The 14747-nt window shown below is 69.8% G+C and carries 7 protein-coding genes and 1 pseudogene; 1 reads left to right on the top strand and 7 read right to left on the bottom strand.

Annotated elements, in window-relative coordinates; genetic code table 11:
• The first annotated feature begins 94 nt into the window (after positions 1-94).
• Positions 95-2134 (top strand): SGNH/GDSL hydrolase family protein, encoded by a 2040-nt coding sequence (locus ACZ69M_RS35050; protein ID WP_470056320.1) that lies wholly within the window; start codon positions 95-97, stop codon positions 2132-2134.
• 418 nt (positions 2135-2552) lie between these two features.
• Here ACZ69M_RS35050 and ACZ69M_RS35055 read toward each other — a convergent pair whose 3' ends face one another.
• From ACZ69M_RS35055 to ACZ69M_RS35085, 7 genes and pseudogenes are all read right to left on the bottom strand, one after another.
• Entirely contained in the window at positions 2553-3773 is a 1221-nt protein-coding gene (locus ACZ69M_RS35055) for a lactonase family protein (RefSeq protein ID WP_470056322.1), read from the bottom strand.
• A 448-nt stretch (positions 3774-4221) separates the two neighbouring features.
• A complete protein-coding gene (locus ACZ69M_RS35060; protein ID WP_470056324.1) occupies positions 4222-5520 on the bottom strand; it encodes an ArsB/NhaD family transporter in 1299 nt (432 codons plus the stop codon).
• A gap of 39 nt (positions 5521-5559) precedes the next feature.
• Positions 5560-5843, bottom strand: a pseudogene (locus ACZ69M_RS35065) (cation:proton antiporter); the annotation flags it as partial.
• Between the two features lie 503 nt (positions 5844-6346).
• On the bottom strand, positions 6347-6811 hold the full coding sequence (locus ACZ69M_RS35070) for a CBS domain-containing protein (protein WP_470056326.1): 465 nt from the start codon (positions 6809-6811) through the stop codon (positions 6347-6349).
• Between the two features lie 153 nt (positions 6812-6964).
• Positions 6965-11803, bottom strand: a complete 4839-nt coding sequence (locus tag ACZ69M_RS35075) for a DNA repair ATPase (RefSeq protein ID WP_470056328.1) — start codon at positions 11801-11803, stop codon at positions 6965-6967.
• 79 nt (positions 11804-11882) lie between these two features.
• Positions 11883-13961: a flotillin family protein gene (locus ACZ69M_RS35080; RefSeq protein WP_470056330.1), complete on the bottom strand. Its 2079-nt coding sequence runs from the start codon at positions 13959-13961 to the stop codon at positions 11883-11885.
• A gap of 66 nt (positions 13962-14027) precedes the next feature.
• Positions 14028-14642, bottom strand: coding sequence for a hypothetical protein (locus ACZ69M_RS35085; protein WP_470056332.1), 615 nt, complete (start codon positions 14640-14642; stop codon positions 14028-14030).
• Positions 14643-14747 lie beyond the last annotated feature (105 nt).

A 14747-nucleotide genomic window follows, 5' to 3' on the forward strand; every position in this document is an offset into this window, starting at 1 on the left:
CCCGGGAAGGGCCCCGACCTCCATGTCCGTCTTTCGCTTACCCATACCTGTCCCCAGACGTCCCGCGTCAAGGCCGATCGCCGCCGTCATCGTCGTGGCCGCGGCCCTGGCTGCCGGGTCACTGACGACCACGGCGCCGGCCCACGCGGCGTCCGGCGCCCCGGCTCAATCACCCCGGGCGACATCGCACAGCACTCGCACCCAGTCCGCCGCCCGACTCACCTGTGCGATCAACGACACCAGCGGCTGCCTGAACAACACCGCCACCAGCACCTTCACCACCACGACCAGCCCTGCCGACGCCGACGGTTCCGGCAACAGCTTCAACGCCACCGACCTGACGAGCACAGCGGGCTGGCAGAGCGGCAAAACCGTGACCGTCGACGGCGCCACCATTACGCTGCCGAATTTCGGCACCGGCACCTACGACAACATGCTGGCCTCCGGCCAGACCGTCACCGTGCCCAGCAGCGGCGCGGTCAACACCGGCGACGCCCTGGTCTTCCTCGTCTTCGCCACCGGCGGCGCCGCCAAGGACACCGGCGGCACCATCACCTACGCCAAGAACAACTGCGTGGACCAGAACAACCCAACCGATCAGCCTTACCAACTGGACACCGTGCCCGACTGGCTCTCCGGCCCGTCCTCCGCGGCCTCGATCACCCTGGTCCATGAGAACCACAGCGACAACACCCAGACCAGCCCGAGCTCCGGCCCGAAGGTCTACGCCATCAGCGTCCCGCTGGCCTGCCCCGGCTCGGTCATCAGCAGCGTCTCCCTGCCCCTGTTCACCGACGGCGTCCAGGCAGGCCAGCCCACCCCGCACATCCTCGGGCTGGGCATACGGCCGATGACCGTCACCGGCAGCGGATCCAGCGCCCAGCACTGGGTCGGCACCTGGGCCTCGGTCCAGGACACCGACAAGGTGCAGTTGTCCAACGACAGCACAGCCACCGTCGACGACCAGACGCTACGCATCCCGGCCCACATCAGCATCGGCTCCGACAGCGGACACGGGGCACGCATCCACTTGTCCAACGCGATGGGTGCCACCCCGGTGACCTTTGACGCGGCCTCCGTTGCCTTGCAGGACACCACCGCAGGCGGCGCCACCGCAGCCGCGGCACCAACAACGCTGACCTTCGACGGTTCCGCCTCCGTCACCATTCCCGCAGGCGGCGACGCCACCAGCGACCCAGTCACCCTGACGGTCCAGCAGCAAGCAACCGTACTGGTCAGCTTGCAGGTGCACGGCTCGGTGTCCGCCATGCCCGGCCACTCTGTGGCCCGGACTCCCGTCTGGGTCAGTGACCCCGGCAACCGCACCGGTGACACAGCCGCCGCCCACTACCTGCAGACCACCTACACCGGTCTGCCGTACCTCTCAGGCATCGACGTCACCACCTCCACCTCAAACCCCACCGGCTCGCTCGTCCTCTACGGAGACCAGAGCGTCAACGGGGACACCGCAAGCGACGACGGCCGGCATCACTTGAGTGATGCGATCACCAACACCCTGGTCAACGATCCCCACGGGGGCACCTCCGTGGACTACGGCGTGCTCAACGCGGGCACCCACAGCAATAGCCTGCTGCCGCAGATCACCGACAGCACCAATCCGTTCAACGCGCCCAACCCCCTGGACCGCAACGTGTTGGTCCAAGGCAACGTGCGCACCGTCCTCGTCTCCACCGGCGCCGCCGACCTGCTGAACTGCACCAGCAACGCCGACACCTGCGCCACCGACGTGGAGAAGGGACTGGCTTTCCTCAAGACCCAGCTGAACTCGTACTACACCGACGACAGCCAGATCTACATCAACCAGCAGCCGATCACCCAGAACTCCAACATCACCGTCTACCTCGCCACCATCCCGCCGTTCACCGCCGCCCACCCCGGCACCGCGACTCAGGAGGCCGCCCGCGAGCAGGTCAACAACTACCTGCTCGACAGTTACCCCGGCGAGTTCCTCGACTTCGCCGCAGCGGTCTCCACCGACGGCACCGCCACATCCTCGACCGTCAAGGCCGCCGACCTCTCGGACGGCAACCCGTCCGACGCGTACTACGCCGACCTCGCCGACCGATACGTCAACGACGTCGACTCCGGCGCACTCCTCTACCCGCCCAACTGACCCCACTGCCGGCCCCAGGCGCCGCCGCTCCCACCACCGCATGGCTGGCGATTGCGCGCTGTTGCGGAGGAAGGCATCAACGGGCCTCGTCACGGGGCTCCAGCGTCTCTCCGAGTACGGCGATCCTCCGGCCGCCTCCGGCCTCGGTCGTGCCGCCGTCCGCCTCGGTCATCAAGACTCACCGTGCCGTCCTGCCCACACGCCCGGTCAGGGCTTCACCGTCGCCCGCGACCGCGAGACGGCGCTGACCCGAGCGGGCCTGGTGCTGTGCGCCCTGAAGCGCTTCCGTAGGCGCGGATCGATCTGCTGGACGCGTGCCGTTCCAGCGGCCGGATCGCCGCGCTCACACCTACCGGTGCCTGGCGCCCCGGGCAGGGACCGTCCTGTCCGGGGCGCCGGTGCCGCGATGGCCGCTTCTTTACACCGCGGCGATGCCCTCCATGCCGGACTCGGCGAAGGGGGGCAGTCCAGTGGTCGTGCCGACCTTGGTCAGCGAGCCGTTCCGGCCGATGCGGAAGCCGTCGACGGTGCCGGACGTCGCGTTCTGCACGTACAGGAACCTCTCGTCCTTCGTCACCGCCAGGTCGATGACGCCCTGGGACTTGGCCGATGGCGGGGTGGCGACCCCGACGTCGTTGGTGAGCGTCAGCCTGCCGTGACGGTCCGTGCGGTAGCCGGTGACGGTCGAGTTGCCGGTGTTGCCGCCGTAGAAGAAGTCACCGGCACGCTCCAGCCAGCACAGCGTGTTCTGACCGTTGGGCAGGGACTTCTGGACGACCTTGAGCCTGCCGTCGCCGCGTACCTCGTACGTACTGACCGTGGACTCCTTGGCCTCGGCCACGAGCATCCGGCCGGCCTTGTCGAAGGTGACCGCGAACGGGACGGCACCGGCGGAGCCGTTGACCACCGCCCGCCGCGCGGGGCGTGCGTCGCGCGTCATCGGGAAGACTTCGACGGTGTTGGCGGACTTGGTGGTGACGACCAGTTCGCGGCCACCGGGAGTGAACGCGACCTGCCCGGGCGAACTGCTGAACAGCGGCACCTTCTTGTTGTCCAGCCCGAGGGAACGGTGAGCGTCACTCAGCGGTACCAGGCCCTTGGTCGTGATCCGGAAACCCTGGACGCTGCCCGCTCCGCCCGCGTTCATGACGTACGCGAGCCTTCCCGTGACGGCGATCGACGAAGGGAAGTCCCCGCCCGAGCGCACCACCCTGCGGTCCGTCAGCTTCTGTCCCTCGACTCGGAAGGACGTCACGGTGCCGCTGCCCGCGTTGACCGCGATGAGCAGGCCGGACCGGTCGTCGTAGACGAGCGAGCCCTGCGAGGCGAGCGAGTCGGTGGGCGCGTCGACCTGGTCTCCGCCCTTGCCACCGGTCGCATAGCTGCCCGCGGGACTCAGCCTGCCGTCCTGCGCGCGCTTGAAGACGTGGACCGTGTTGCCGTCGAGTTCGTTGCCCTGCACGAACACCGCGTGGTCGGCTCCGGCCTTCGCGCTCCCCGCGTCGTCGTGCCCACGGGAGACCTCTCCCGCCGAGGCGACGGTCACCGTCGTCACGGCCGCCGCCGCGGCGAGGATTCCCGCTCCGACGACGGTCAGCTTGACCTGTAAAGGTGACCTGCGCCTGTTGTGCCTGCTCATACGTCACTCCTCGGGCCTTCGCCACCACCGGGAGCCGGTGGAGGGCAGGACCAGAGTTGCCCATGAGGTGATCGAGGCATGAGGGATTCGACTGCCACGTCAGCTTCCCGTAATAACTCCATGTGCCCTCTCCCGGTCCGCGGCGTCCGCCATCCGGCAGGGAGGCGAACTCGGCCTTGGGCGTGGAGCAGTGGTGTGCGAACGGTCAGGTGGCGTAGTCGGGCCGGCGCGGGTCTGTCACGGATCGGCCGTGGCCGGGATGCCACCCGGGGACGCCGGGCCGGCACCGCGTCCACGTCCATCTCGGGGAACACGGAGCCGCGACAGGCCAGTTCCCCGCGCGGGACCTGCTCCAGGCCGTGCGGGGTGCCCCGTACCGGGCTCGGTGATCGCTCCTACGAGATGCCTGCCGAGACACGCGACCGTACGCCGCGCAATCGGCCGCGAGTCAGCCGAAGGCGAAGTAGCGCAGCCACACGTAGCCGAGGGAGATGGTCACGGTGACGGCGGTGACGATCAGGCCGTACTTGGTGAACTGCCAGAAGGTGATGGGCTGGCGGTTGCGTTCGGCTATGCCGAGGACGACGACGTTCGCGGAGGCGCCGATCGCGGTGGCGTTGCCGCCCAGGTCGGCGCCGAGGGCGAGGGCCCACCACATGACGTGGTCGCTGCCGCCCCCCATGTTGTGCACGAGATCGCTGGTGATGGGCGCCATGGTGGCGACGTACGGGATGTTGTCGACCACACCTGACAGCACCGCCGAGGCGCCCAACAGGGTCAGGGAGCCGCCGAGTTCGTTCGTGCCGATGATGTCGGCCAGCGCCTTGGAGACCTCGTCGATCACACCGGTGTCGATCAGGCCCCCGATCATGATGAACAGGCCGGCGAAGAAGGCGAGGGTGGGCCACTCGACTTCGGACAGGACCTCGCTCGTGTCGGCGGTGGAGACGGCGACGAGCAGTCCGGCGCCGAGCAGGGCGACGACGCTCGGCTCGTAGTGCAGCACCGGGTGCAGGACGAATCCGGCGACCACCAGGGCGAGCACGATCAGGCCCTGGATCAACAGGCGTGGGTCCTTGATGGCCTCGCGTTCCTCCAGGGCCATGATCTCGGCGGCGCGGTCCTCGTCGTACACGAACGCCTTGCGGAACATCACCCGGCACAGCACGACGAGGACGACGACCAGCACCGCGGACAGCGGGGCGAGGTGGACCAGGAAGTCATTGAAGGTCAGGCCCGCCCGGCTGGCGATGATGATGTTCGGTGGGTCGCCGACCAGGGTCGCGGTGCCGCCGATGTTCGAGGCGAACACCTCGGCGATCAGGAACGGCGCGGCGGGCAGCGCGAGACGCTCACACACCAGCAGGGTCACCGGGGCGACCAGCAGGACCGTGGTGACGTTGTCGAGGAGGGCGGAGGCGACCGCGGTGATGACGACGAGCATGGCCATCACCCGGAAGGCCTTGGCCTTCGCCTTCTTCACGGACCAGATGGCCAGGTACTCGAACATGCCGGTCTTCTTCAGCACGCCGACGATCATCATCATGCCCATCAGCAGGAAGATGACGTTCCAGTCGATGCCGGAGTCCTCGGAGTAGAACGCCGAGACGTCGTCGGTCGCCCCGATCGCCAGCATCAGGCCCGCGCCGCCCAGGGCCACGGCGACGCGGTGGATCTTCTCGCTGATGATCAGGGCGTACGCACCGACGAACACGACGATCGCCGCCCAGCTGTGCCAGTCGTTCACAGTCCTCCGATGACGGGGTCCAACAGGTTTCCCCTACGGGGTCGTCCAGTGCAGGTCCACCAGGTAGTGGGTGACGAGCGCCATGAAGACGAACGCGAGCGGGCATGCCCAGGCCCAGGGAGTGCGCCGGGTGCCTCCAGTCGGCGCGCAGCTTGGGCAGCGAGACGTGCACGCCGTCTGTGGATCAGCCCGAGGAAACCGTCACTGACGAGCGCGCCGCCCACCAGGAAGGGGAAGGACGTGGGGAGCACGGTGCGAGCCGCCAGGCCCGACAACAGCACCGCCACCAACAGCGCGGCCCCGAACACCACCACGAGCACCATGCCGAACGCCCCGATCGGAAGAGAGAGTGATCCCCTGCTCGCCGACCAGGCTTCCCGGCACACCGCCGGGAACCCTACAGGCCCTTGACGCGTCTTTAACAGACTCTTGGCGCGCACTTTGAAGGCCGCCAGGTTGCCGGATTCCGGCAACCTGACAGCAGAGTCCACCCGGGCGTCGGAGTACTCGAACCACCCGGCCCGAGCGGCGGCCACCGCACTCTTCGCCCGGGCGGACCGGGAAGTCCGGTCGGCGGTCGGCCACCCGCCGGCACAGAGCCTCGAATGCCGGATTCGTCGTCCGCTCACGACCCCCACGAGCACCGAGGATTGATGGACCTCGGCAGGGTGACCTACCTCAGCAGCGACGGCTGTACGGCCTTGGTCATGGCGTTGCTCGCGGCACGGCACCCGGGTGACCGTCACGCACGCTGACCCGGCTGGGCCTCACCCGCGTCCTCGACATCTGCGAAGAGGCCGGCCCATATCGCCCGTGACGGTGGCCGTCAGCACGCCGCGGCGGCGAGCAGCCGCTCCAGCAGGTGCGAGGCAGTGATGACTCCGAGCAGCCGCGTACCGCTCTTGTCCTTGTCGACCACGGCCACCAACGGGCTGCGGACCCGCGCCATCTGGGCGGCGACCTCCAGTGCCGTGTCGTCCGGGGCGGCGACGGCGGGCGGCGGCGCGGTCTTCGACAGACAGTCGCGGACCTTGCGTCCCGCGAGCGCCTCGCACAGCCGGTCGGCGTGGCGCTCGTCGACGACCGCCGCGAGCGTGGGGTCCTCCACGACGTACCCAGGCACCAGGATCTTGATCATCTGGGAAGCGGGCAGGATCGCCTTCGGCGCGCCCCGCTCGTCCACTACGAGAAGCGCGGGCAGCCGGTGTTCGGCCATCAATCGTGCGGCGTCCAGGGCATCGCTGTCGACGCCGACCGTCTCGTACTCCACCGCCAGGTCACGCGCACGCACCCTCGGCTCCTGTCTCGCTCTCGGCCCACCGGCAGACACGGCCACGAGGACGTGCCACCAGGCCGGCACTTCGAACGATACAACCGGCCCGCCAATACAGAGTGTGCCCGAGGACCGGCCTTTCGCCGCTCGGCCGTTCCATGCCGTCATCGGCTAGATGCAGTCCGACGGGTGGTGAGGGTCGGCGGCCCGGTCGATCGCGGACTCGACGGCGGAGATCCGGTCGGCGAGCAGGCCGAGCGCGGCGACCGCGCGGGACAGGGGGGCCTCGTCCGTGCCGCCGAGGGCCTGCGCACGGAGATACGCGGCCTTCACCTCCGTCCAGCGGAGCGCCTGTCCGGGGCTGAGGGTGCCGCGCAGTTCGGCCAGTTTCAGCAGGTTCGCCTCCGCGCCGGTCGTGAGGGTCTGCGCCTCGGCCGTGTAGTGGTCGTCGATGACGGCGCCGAGTTCAGCGTCGTTCATGACCGGCTGGATGCGTTGGGCGATCTTGTTCATGGTGCGGTAGGAGCCCTGGAGCCGGAAGGGCGGCTCCGTGCGGGTGGCGTCGGTCCGGGCGGCGGAGGCGATGTAGGCCGCGTTGACCGCGAGGACGGTCGCGCGGGCTGTGAGCAGATGGCGCAGGACGGCGAGGATCCGGTCCAGTTCGGCGGCGGCGTACGGGTGGGTGAGGCGGTCGGCGCGGGCGGTCGTGTCGCCCTCGGCGAGTCGGATCAGCAGGTCCAGGTCGGTGCGCTCGCGCCCGGCGAGCGGCGCGAGGACCGGGTTCGCGGTGAGGGCGTTCTCGACGAAGCTGACGGCGAAGGCGTCCTCCTTGCCGGTCAGGACGTCGCCGAGGTTCCGGACGTCGGCACGGTTGGCGAGCATGTCGGGGACGTGGAAGCGGCTGCCGGACTCGGTGTAGGGATTGCCCGCCATGCAGACCGCGAAGCGCTTGCCGCGCAGGTCGTAGGTGCGCGGCTCGCCGTTCCACACGCCCTCGACTCGGCGCGTGGCGTCGCACAGCGGGATGAACCGCTGGAGCAGCTCGGGCGAGGTGTGCTGGATGTCGTCCAGGTGGAGAAGGGTGTTGTTGCCCGCTTCCAACGCGAAGTTGATCTTCTCCACCTCCTGGCGGGCGGTGGCGTTCGGAGCCTCGGCCGGGTCGAGCGAGGTGACGGCGCTGCCGAGCGAGGGCCCGTTGACCTTGACGAGGACGAGGCCGAGGCGGTCGGCGACGTACTCCATGAGGGTCGTCTTGCCGTAGCCGGGCGGGGAGATGAGCAGGAGCAGGCCGCCGGTGTCGGTGCGCTTCGCATCGCCTGTGGTGCCGAGCTGTCTGGCGAGGTTGTCACCGATGAGGGGGAGGTAGACCTCGTCGATGAGGCGGCCCCGGACGAACGAGGACATCACCCGCGGGCGGTACTCGTCCAGCCGTAGCCGGGTGCGTTCGGCGGTCACGAGGGTGGTGCGCTGCCGCTGGTAGGCGCGGAAGGCCGGGGTGTCCTCAGCCCTGAACTCGCGGGTACGGGCGAGGAGTTCGTCGATGCGGATGGTCAGAGATCGGTCGGTGATGCGCGGATGCGTGCCCAGCAGCCCCCTGACCGTCTCGGTCAGCGGCGCGTCGGACTCGTAACGCGGCAGGTCCGGGCACAGTTCGGCGGCCACCGCCTCGGCGAGGTCTCCGGGGGTGATGTCCGTGCCGGTGGCGGAGGTGTACGAGGACAGCCACGCCTCGACGAGCTGGCGGCGCGCGGCGAGGTCGCCGAGGGCTGCGAGGTCCTCGTCGTAGGCTGAAGTGCCCACTGTGCGGCGGAACTTGTCGAGCAGGGTGCGGGTGGCCGTGCTGACGACGAAGCCGTCGGGGTCGGTCGTCAGCTCCTCGAAGAGGTATGCGGCGGACGCCTCGCCGACATGGAGCGCCAGCTCCGCCCGGAAGTCGGCGATCGCGGGGGTGAGGCCGAACGTGTCGCGGGCGCGGGCCAGCGCCACCGCGCGGCGTTTCAGGGTCGCGCGCTCCTCGGCGGGAAGCGTGTGGGCCCAGAACAGCTGGGCGGCGGCGCGGGCGGCGGGCTCGTGACGGAGGAGGCCCGCCCTCTCGTGCAGGCGCAGCACCGCGGTGAGGATCGCGGTCGCGTCGTGGTCGTGGACGCCACGCTCGTGGCCTTCGTCGTACGCCGTCTCCGCGGCCTGTCGTACGAGGTCGGGGAGGTCGGCGTCCGCGAGGGCCGCCGGGCCGTGCTCGTCCAGCAGCCGGGCCGCGAGGTGCTCGGCGCGGTAGACCTGGGGCGATTCGGAGGGCAGCAGCCGGTCCCAGTACGGACGGGTGGCGGCGAAGTCCGGGTCCGTGACCGGAGAGCGGTAGTCGGTGCCGGTGAGCGCGAAGGCGAGGCCGTCGGCGGCCGGGACCAGGGTGAGGTCCAGGGGCTCGGTGTTCACGGCGAACCGGTGGCCGCCCAAGCGGATGACGCGGCCGTCGTCGGTGTACAGGTCGGTGCGGTCGCGCAGGGCGCGGAACGCTTCCTGGCGGGCGGCCTTCAGCCGGCCGTCCAGTTCCTCCGCCCGTACCCGGTCGCCGAGTTCACGCAGCTCGTCCGCGGTGCGCCGGACCTTGGCGACCATCGGGTCGGAGGCGAAGTACGTACTGACCGCGTCGGTGTCGGCGAGCGCGGCGCTTCGGCGCGCGACCGTTTCCAGGACCCGGTACGCCGAGGCGACGAGCTGCTCGGCCCGGCGGGCCCGGGCGTCGGCGAGGGTCTGCTTGCGGGCCGCGAACGCCTCGTACACCTCGGTCCGCTTGTCCGCCAGCTCGCCGAGAAAGTCGTCGAACTCCGGGAAGCGGGCTTCCAGGTTCTCCACCTGCACCAGCAGCCGCGCGAGTTGCTCGTCACAGGACTCCGGGCTCCCCGCGGCGGCGAGCGCGCTCGTGACCGACTGGCCGAGCAGAGCGAACTCGGCGGCGAACTCGGCGCGCCCTTCGTGCTCGAGGAGTTCGCGGCGGCGCGCGTCGAGCGTGGCGCGGGCGCGGTTGACGCCGCCCAGTACCTCGGCGACGCGTTCCAGGACGGACGTCCGCACCGTGGCGTCGCCGATGTCCAGTCCCGCGACGACCTCGGTGACGGTCCGCAGTCCGTCGGTCAGTTCGTCGACGCGGGTGGTGACCGGCGCCGCCTCGGCGACGGTGGCGAGCGACTCGGCTTCCGCGACGAGCTGCTCGACGGCCTGGTGGTGACCGGTGAAGGCGTCCTCGCGGGCCAGGAAGGCGACGGCACGCTGCCCGAACGAGGCGAGGTCGGCCTCCGCGTCGGCGGCGAGCTCGTCGATACGGACGGTGTCGGCGTACCGCAGCTCCTTGAGCGTGAGCAAGTGACCCTGGGCGCGGCGAAGTTCGGCCAGACCGCTCACCCAGGCCGGGGCGTCACGGGGCGCCTCACCGCGCAGGCGCCGTACGACCGTGGCGATGTGCGCGGCGGCCTCCGCGAGTGCGTCGGTGGCCTGGCGGGTGAGGGCCTCGACCGTCTCGAATTCGGCCAGTACCTGCTCGGCCGTGGCGCGGACCGCGTCCAGTGGGGTGCGCAGGTCACCCAGGTCGGCGTCGCCGAGCCAGTGGTAGGTGTCGGCCGCGCGGACACAGGCGGCGAGCAGCGCCTCGTACACCTCGGCTGTCGGGGCGGTCTCCGAGACGGTACGCGTGAGGGACAGGCAGTCGGAGATGCCCCGTACGAGGTCGGCGTTGCCGACACGTCCCAGCGCACCCGCTGCGGAAGGCTGGGCATCGGCATAGGTGTCCGAGACGTACGGGGACCGCCAGAGCTGCAACGGGTGCACGCGTGCCGGCTCCTCGGAGTCCGCCCGCAGCACCGTCAGCGTGCCGTCGTCGAAGAGCGCCCAGCCGTGGCAGGTCAGCGGGGTCGCGACCTCCTTGCGGATCATGTTGTAGGGGAGCAGGAGGCTGCGGCCCTCCACACGCGCGTGGAAGACGAAAAGGACGTCCTCGCCGTTGGGCGAGCGGATCACCCGCTCGTACTCCAGGGCTGCCGTATCCACCGGGGCGGCGGTCCCGTCGAACGTCTTGTACGCCCCCGTGGCCAGGCAGTAGCCGTCGGGGAAGACGATTCCCTGGTCCGCGGGGAGGCGGCGGCACGCCTGCCCGATGCCGTCGAGGCGCACCACGGACCTGGTGAGTGTGTTGAAGACCAGGTAGCGGTGCGCGTCCTCCTTGTAGGGGCGGATGCGGAGCAGAGTCAGGGCGCCCACGCGCGCGTACGCGATGTCCGCGTCGGCGAGGGACTGGAGCGGTTCGTCGACCGGCTCGGCGTAGATCCCCTCTCCCGTCTCGGTGTTGTCCTCAATCTTGACGGTGAGGGTGCCACCGACCGTCTCGACGAAGACCTCGCCCTCGATGGAGACGTGCGGGTGGCGGCCGAGGACATGGTCCTCCCGTGTCGTCTCGCGCCACTCGAAGTCGTGCGAGGGCGGGAAGACGTGATCGCGCTCACCGCGTGCGTCCAGGAACGACGCCCGGCCGTCGGCCGAGAGGGCCCACCGAAGGACGCGGATGTCGTCGGCCTTCTCACCGGTCTGGAAGACGGCCAGCAACTTGCCGTCCACGTGCCGCAGTCGCAGGAGGTGAGCCGCACGGTAGTAGCGGTACAGAGCGGCGAGTTCACGTACGAAGGCGGGGTCGTCGAGGAGGCCGGGGACGGCGTCCTCGGGCAGCCGGTTGAGGTCTCGGTCGTGCAGCGCGAAGACATCGCCCACCGTCGTCTCCGGCCTGGGGCCGAGCAGGACGTTGTATCCGAAGAGCAGAACGTCACCGACGGACACGATGTCGCGGGGCACGCAGTGGTGCTCGGTGAGGATGCGTTCGGTGCCGGTGAGCTCCAGCCGGGTCGAGCCGAACTGCTCGGTGCGGCGGGTGTTGAGCGCCTCGGCACGCCGGGCGAGTTCGCCTGCCTGTGCGGCGAGCCGGTCGCGCAGCACGTCGTACGTACCGGTGTCCAGGCCGGTGGTCATGGAATCCCTTTCAGGAAGGCGGGACATGAGGTCCGGAGCCGCCGTCCCCTGTTCGGCGGCTCCGGACCTGGCTTGGGGCTCAGACTCCGGCGCTGCCGTTCAGGGCGGCGAGTGGCATGTCGGAGAGACCCAACTCACCGGCCTTGTCGAGCAGTTGCTGCACCTGCCCGGCGCCGGCGCCGCCCGTCTTCATCAGCTTCGTCAGCAGTGCGGAGACCGTCAGGTTCTGCACGTCGGCCGTGGACACCGAGGAGAGGATCCGGCTCAGGTCGTCGGTGAAGCTCGACGTGCCGTCCAGCCACGGCTTCGCCAGCGCCTGCGCGGTCTCGGAGTGCCGCATGAAACCGTCCACGCCCTTGCCGAGTGCGATCGAGGAGACGAGGCGGTCGAAGAAGACCGACTCGCCGCCGACGATGTTGATGTCGGCGTTCTCCAGGCCGGTGGCGAGCACCGTGGCCTGCGCCTCGGCGACCTGCCGCTGGACTTCGAGTCCGGCCAGCCGGATCTCCTTCTCGGCCTGGATCCGCAGCCGGTACTCCTCGTGGCCGCGGGACGCGTCGTCCAACGCCGCCATCGCGACGGCCTTCTGGCTGAGGCCCTCCGCCTCGGCCTTGAGCTTCTCGCCGATACCGGTGGCCTCGGCGAGCGCCTTGGCCCGCGAGCCCTCGGCCTCGGCGCGCAGCCGGGCCTCGGTGCCCTCCGCCTCGGCACGCAGCCGCGCCTCGGTGGCCACGGCTTCGGCACGGCCGGCCTTCTCGGTGACCTCGGCCGCCTTGTCGCGGACCTGCACGTCGGCGAGACCCGCGGCGGCGGACTCGGCCTGGATGCCCTCGGCGAGCCGCAGTTTGGCCCGCGCGTCGAGGTCGGCCGACTTCAACCGGGCGTCGGCAAGCGTCAGTTGCTCGGCGGCGCGGTGCTTGGCCGCGGTCTCCGCCGCCTCGGCCGCCTTGATGTCCTTGACCAGCTTCTCCTGGGCCTGCGCCTCGGCGGCGATGATCACGGTCTGCCGTCCGCGCTCGGCTTCCTCCACGGCCCGCAGCTTCTTGATGGACTCCTCCTGCTCGGCGACCGTACGGTCCACCGCGACCCGCTCCCGGATGACCTCGGCGATCTCCCGCTTCTCGGCCTCGACCTCCTTGTCGGCGGCGATACGGGTGAGGCTCGTCTCCCGTTCCCGGGCGATGACCTCCAGCAGCCGGTCCTTCTCGATGCGCTCGTTCTCGACGGCGATGACCCGCTCGCGGTTCTTCTGCGCGACGGTGATCTCGCGGGCCTGGTTCTCGCGCTGGATGCCGAGCTGCTCCTCGGTGCGGATGAACGCGCCCTGCGAGCCGAGCCGCTCCTCCTCCTGTACCTTCGCGGTCGCGGCCTCCTCGCGGGCGCGGAGGGTCTCGACCTCGCGCCGCTGCTTGATCTCGGCCTCGGCCTGCCGGCGCTCCAGCTCCAGGATGGTCTCCCGGGCGTCGACGTTCTGCCGGGTGATCTCCTTCTGCTCGGTGCGCTGGAACTCGTTCGTGCGGACGTGCTCGATCGTCGTCAGTTCGGTGATCTTGCGGATGCCCTGGGCGTCGAGGATGTTCTGGTTGTCGAGCTGCGTCATCGGCGTCTGCTCGAGGAAGTCGATGGCCGCGTCGTCGAGGTGGTAGCCGTTGAGGTCGGTGCCGATGACCTGGATGATCCGGTCCCGGAACTCCTCGCGCTTGGTGTACAGGTCGACGAAGTCCAGCTGCTTGCCGACCGTCTTGAGGGCCTCGGAGAACTTCGCCGCGAAGAAGTCCTGGATCGCCGCCGCGTCGCTCGCGGTCTCGGTGCCGATGGCCTGCGCGACCTTGATGACGTCCTCGACCGTCTTGTTGACCCTGACGAAGAAGCTGATGTGGATGTCGGCGCGGATGTTGTCCTGGCAGATCAGACCCTCGCGGCCGGTACGGCGGATCTCGATGGTCTTCACCGAGATGTCCATGTACTCGGCCTTGTGCAGCACCGGCAGCACCACGGCGCCGGTGAAGGTGACATCCACCTTCTTCGTCTTGGAGATGATCAGCGCCCGTCCCTGCTCCACCTTGCGGAACAGCCGGCCGACCACCAACAGCATGGTGATCGCGATGAGGAGGACAACGGCGACGAGCACGCCGATGCCCAAGGAGATGACATCCATGGCAAACGTCCTTGAGGCGTAAGGAACTTCAGGCGGGTGAGAAGAGGCGGAGCGGGCACGGTCGGCTCACGTGCCGTGGCCCCGCGGGTCGAGCGCCGTGTCGTACGGCGCGACCCAGAAGAACTCGCCCACCTCGTCGTAGGCGTACAGCAGGCCGGTACTGCCGCTGGTGAGGGCCTCCTCCGCGGTCTGGCGCACCTGCACCACCGCTGTGGAGCCGTCCTTCGCCGCGACCTCGGCCTGCCCGAACCCGGCGTCCACCCGCCCCGTGCGGATGGTGCAGGTGAGTCCCACGAAGTCCAGCCGGGACGGGCCCGGTTCATCGGGGAAGAGGTGGCGCAACGGCCGTACGAGCAGACGGGTCACACGCCAGGCGATCAGCAGTGCCCCCGCCAGGACCACCAGCCCGGCCGGCCCGCGGACCAGCCCGGAGGGCACCAGGGGATCGAGCAGGACGGTCGCGCTCAGACTCAGGAACCAGCCGATCGCGGTCACCAGGGAGAAGACGACCGTGACCGGGACCCCGCCCATCCCCCAGGCGTCGAAGTGCACGTGGCCGTCGAAGCCGTGAGACTCCGCCGCTCCGACCGCGACCAACAGCCAGAAGCCGACGACCACGACGAGCGCGGCCGTGAACAGGATGGTGGGAAACCCGCTGACGGCCACGAGAAACGACCACATGCTCCTGCCCCCCGCTCGTCCTGTTGTGCTGCCGGCTTGTTCCGGTGGGTGCACGGCTCCCCTCCGGCCCTCGGTGCCGGACACCGGCAGGCGTCCGGCACCGAG

The sequence above is a fragment of the Streptomyces sp. NPDC107454 genome (assembly GCF_055582885.1).

Bases quoted from the DNA above. Each gene is read 5' to 3' on its own strand.
- ACZ69M_RS35075 (WP_470056328.1), bottom strand. From the start codon at position 11,803: ATGACCACCGGCCTGGACACCGGTACGTACGACGTGCTGCGCGACCGG.
- ACZ69M_RS35055 (WP_470056322.1), bottom strand. From the start codon at position 3,773: ATGAGCAGGCACAACAGGCGCAGGTCACCTTTACAGGTCAAGCTGACC.
- ACZ69M_RS35080 (WP_470056330.1), bottom strand. From the start codon at position 13,961: ATGGATGTCATCTCCTTGGGCATCGGCGTGCTCGTCGCCGTTGTCCTC.
- ACZ69M_RS35085 (WP_470056332.1), bottom strand. From the start codon at position 14,642: ATGTGGTCGTTTCTCGTGGCCGTCAGCGGGTTTCCCACCATCCTGTTC.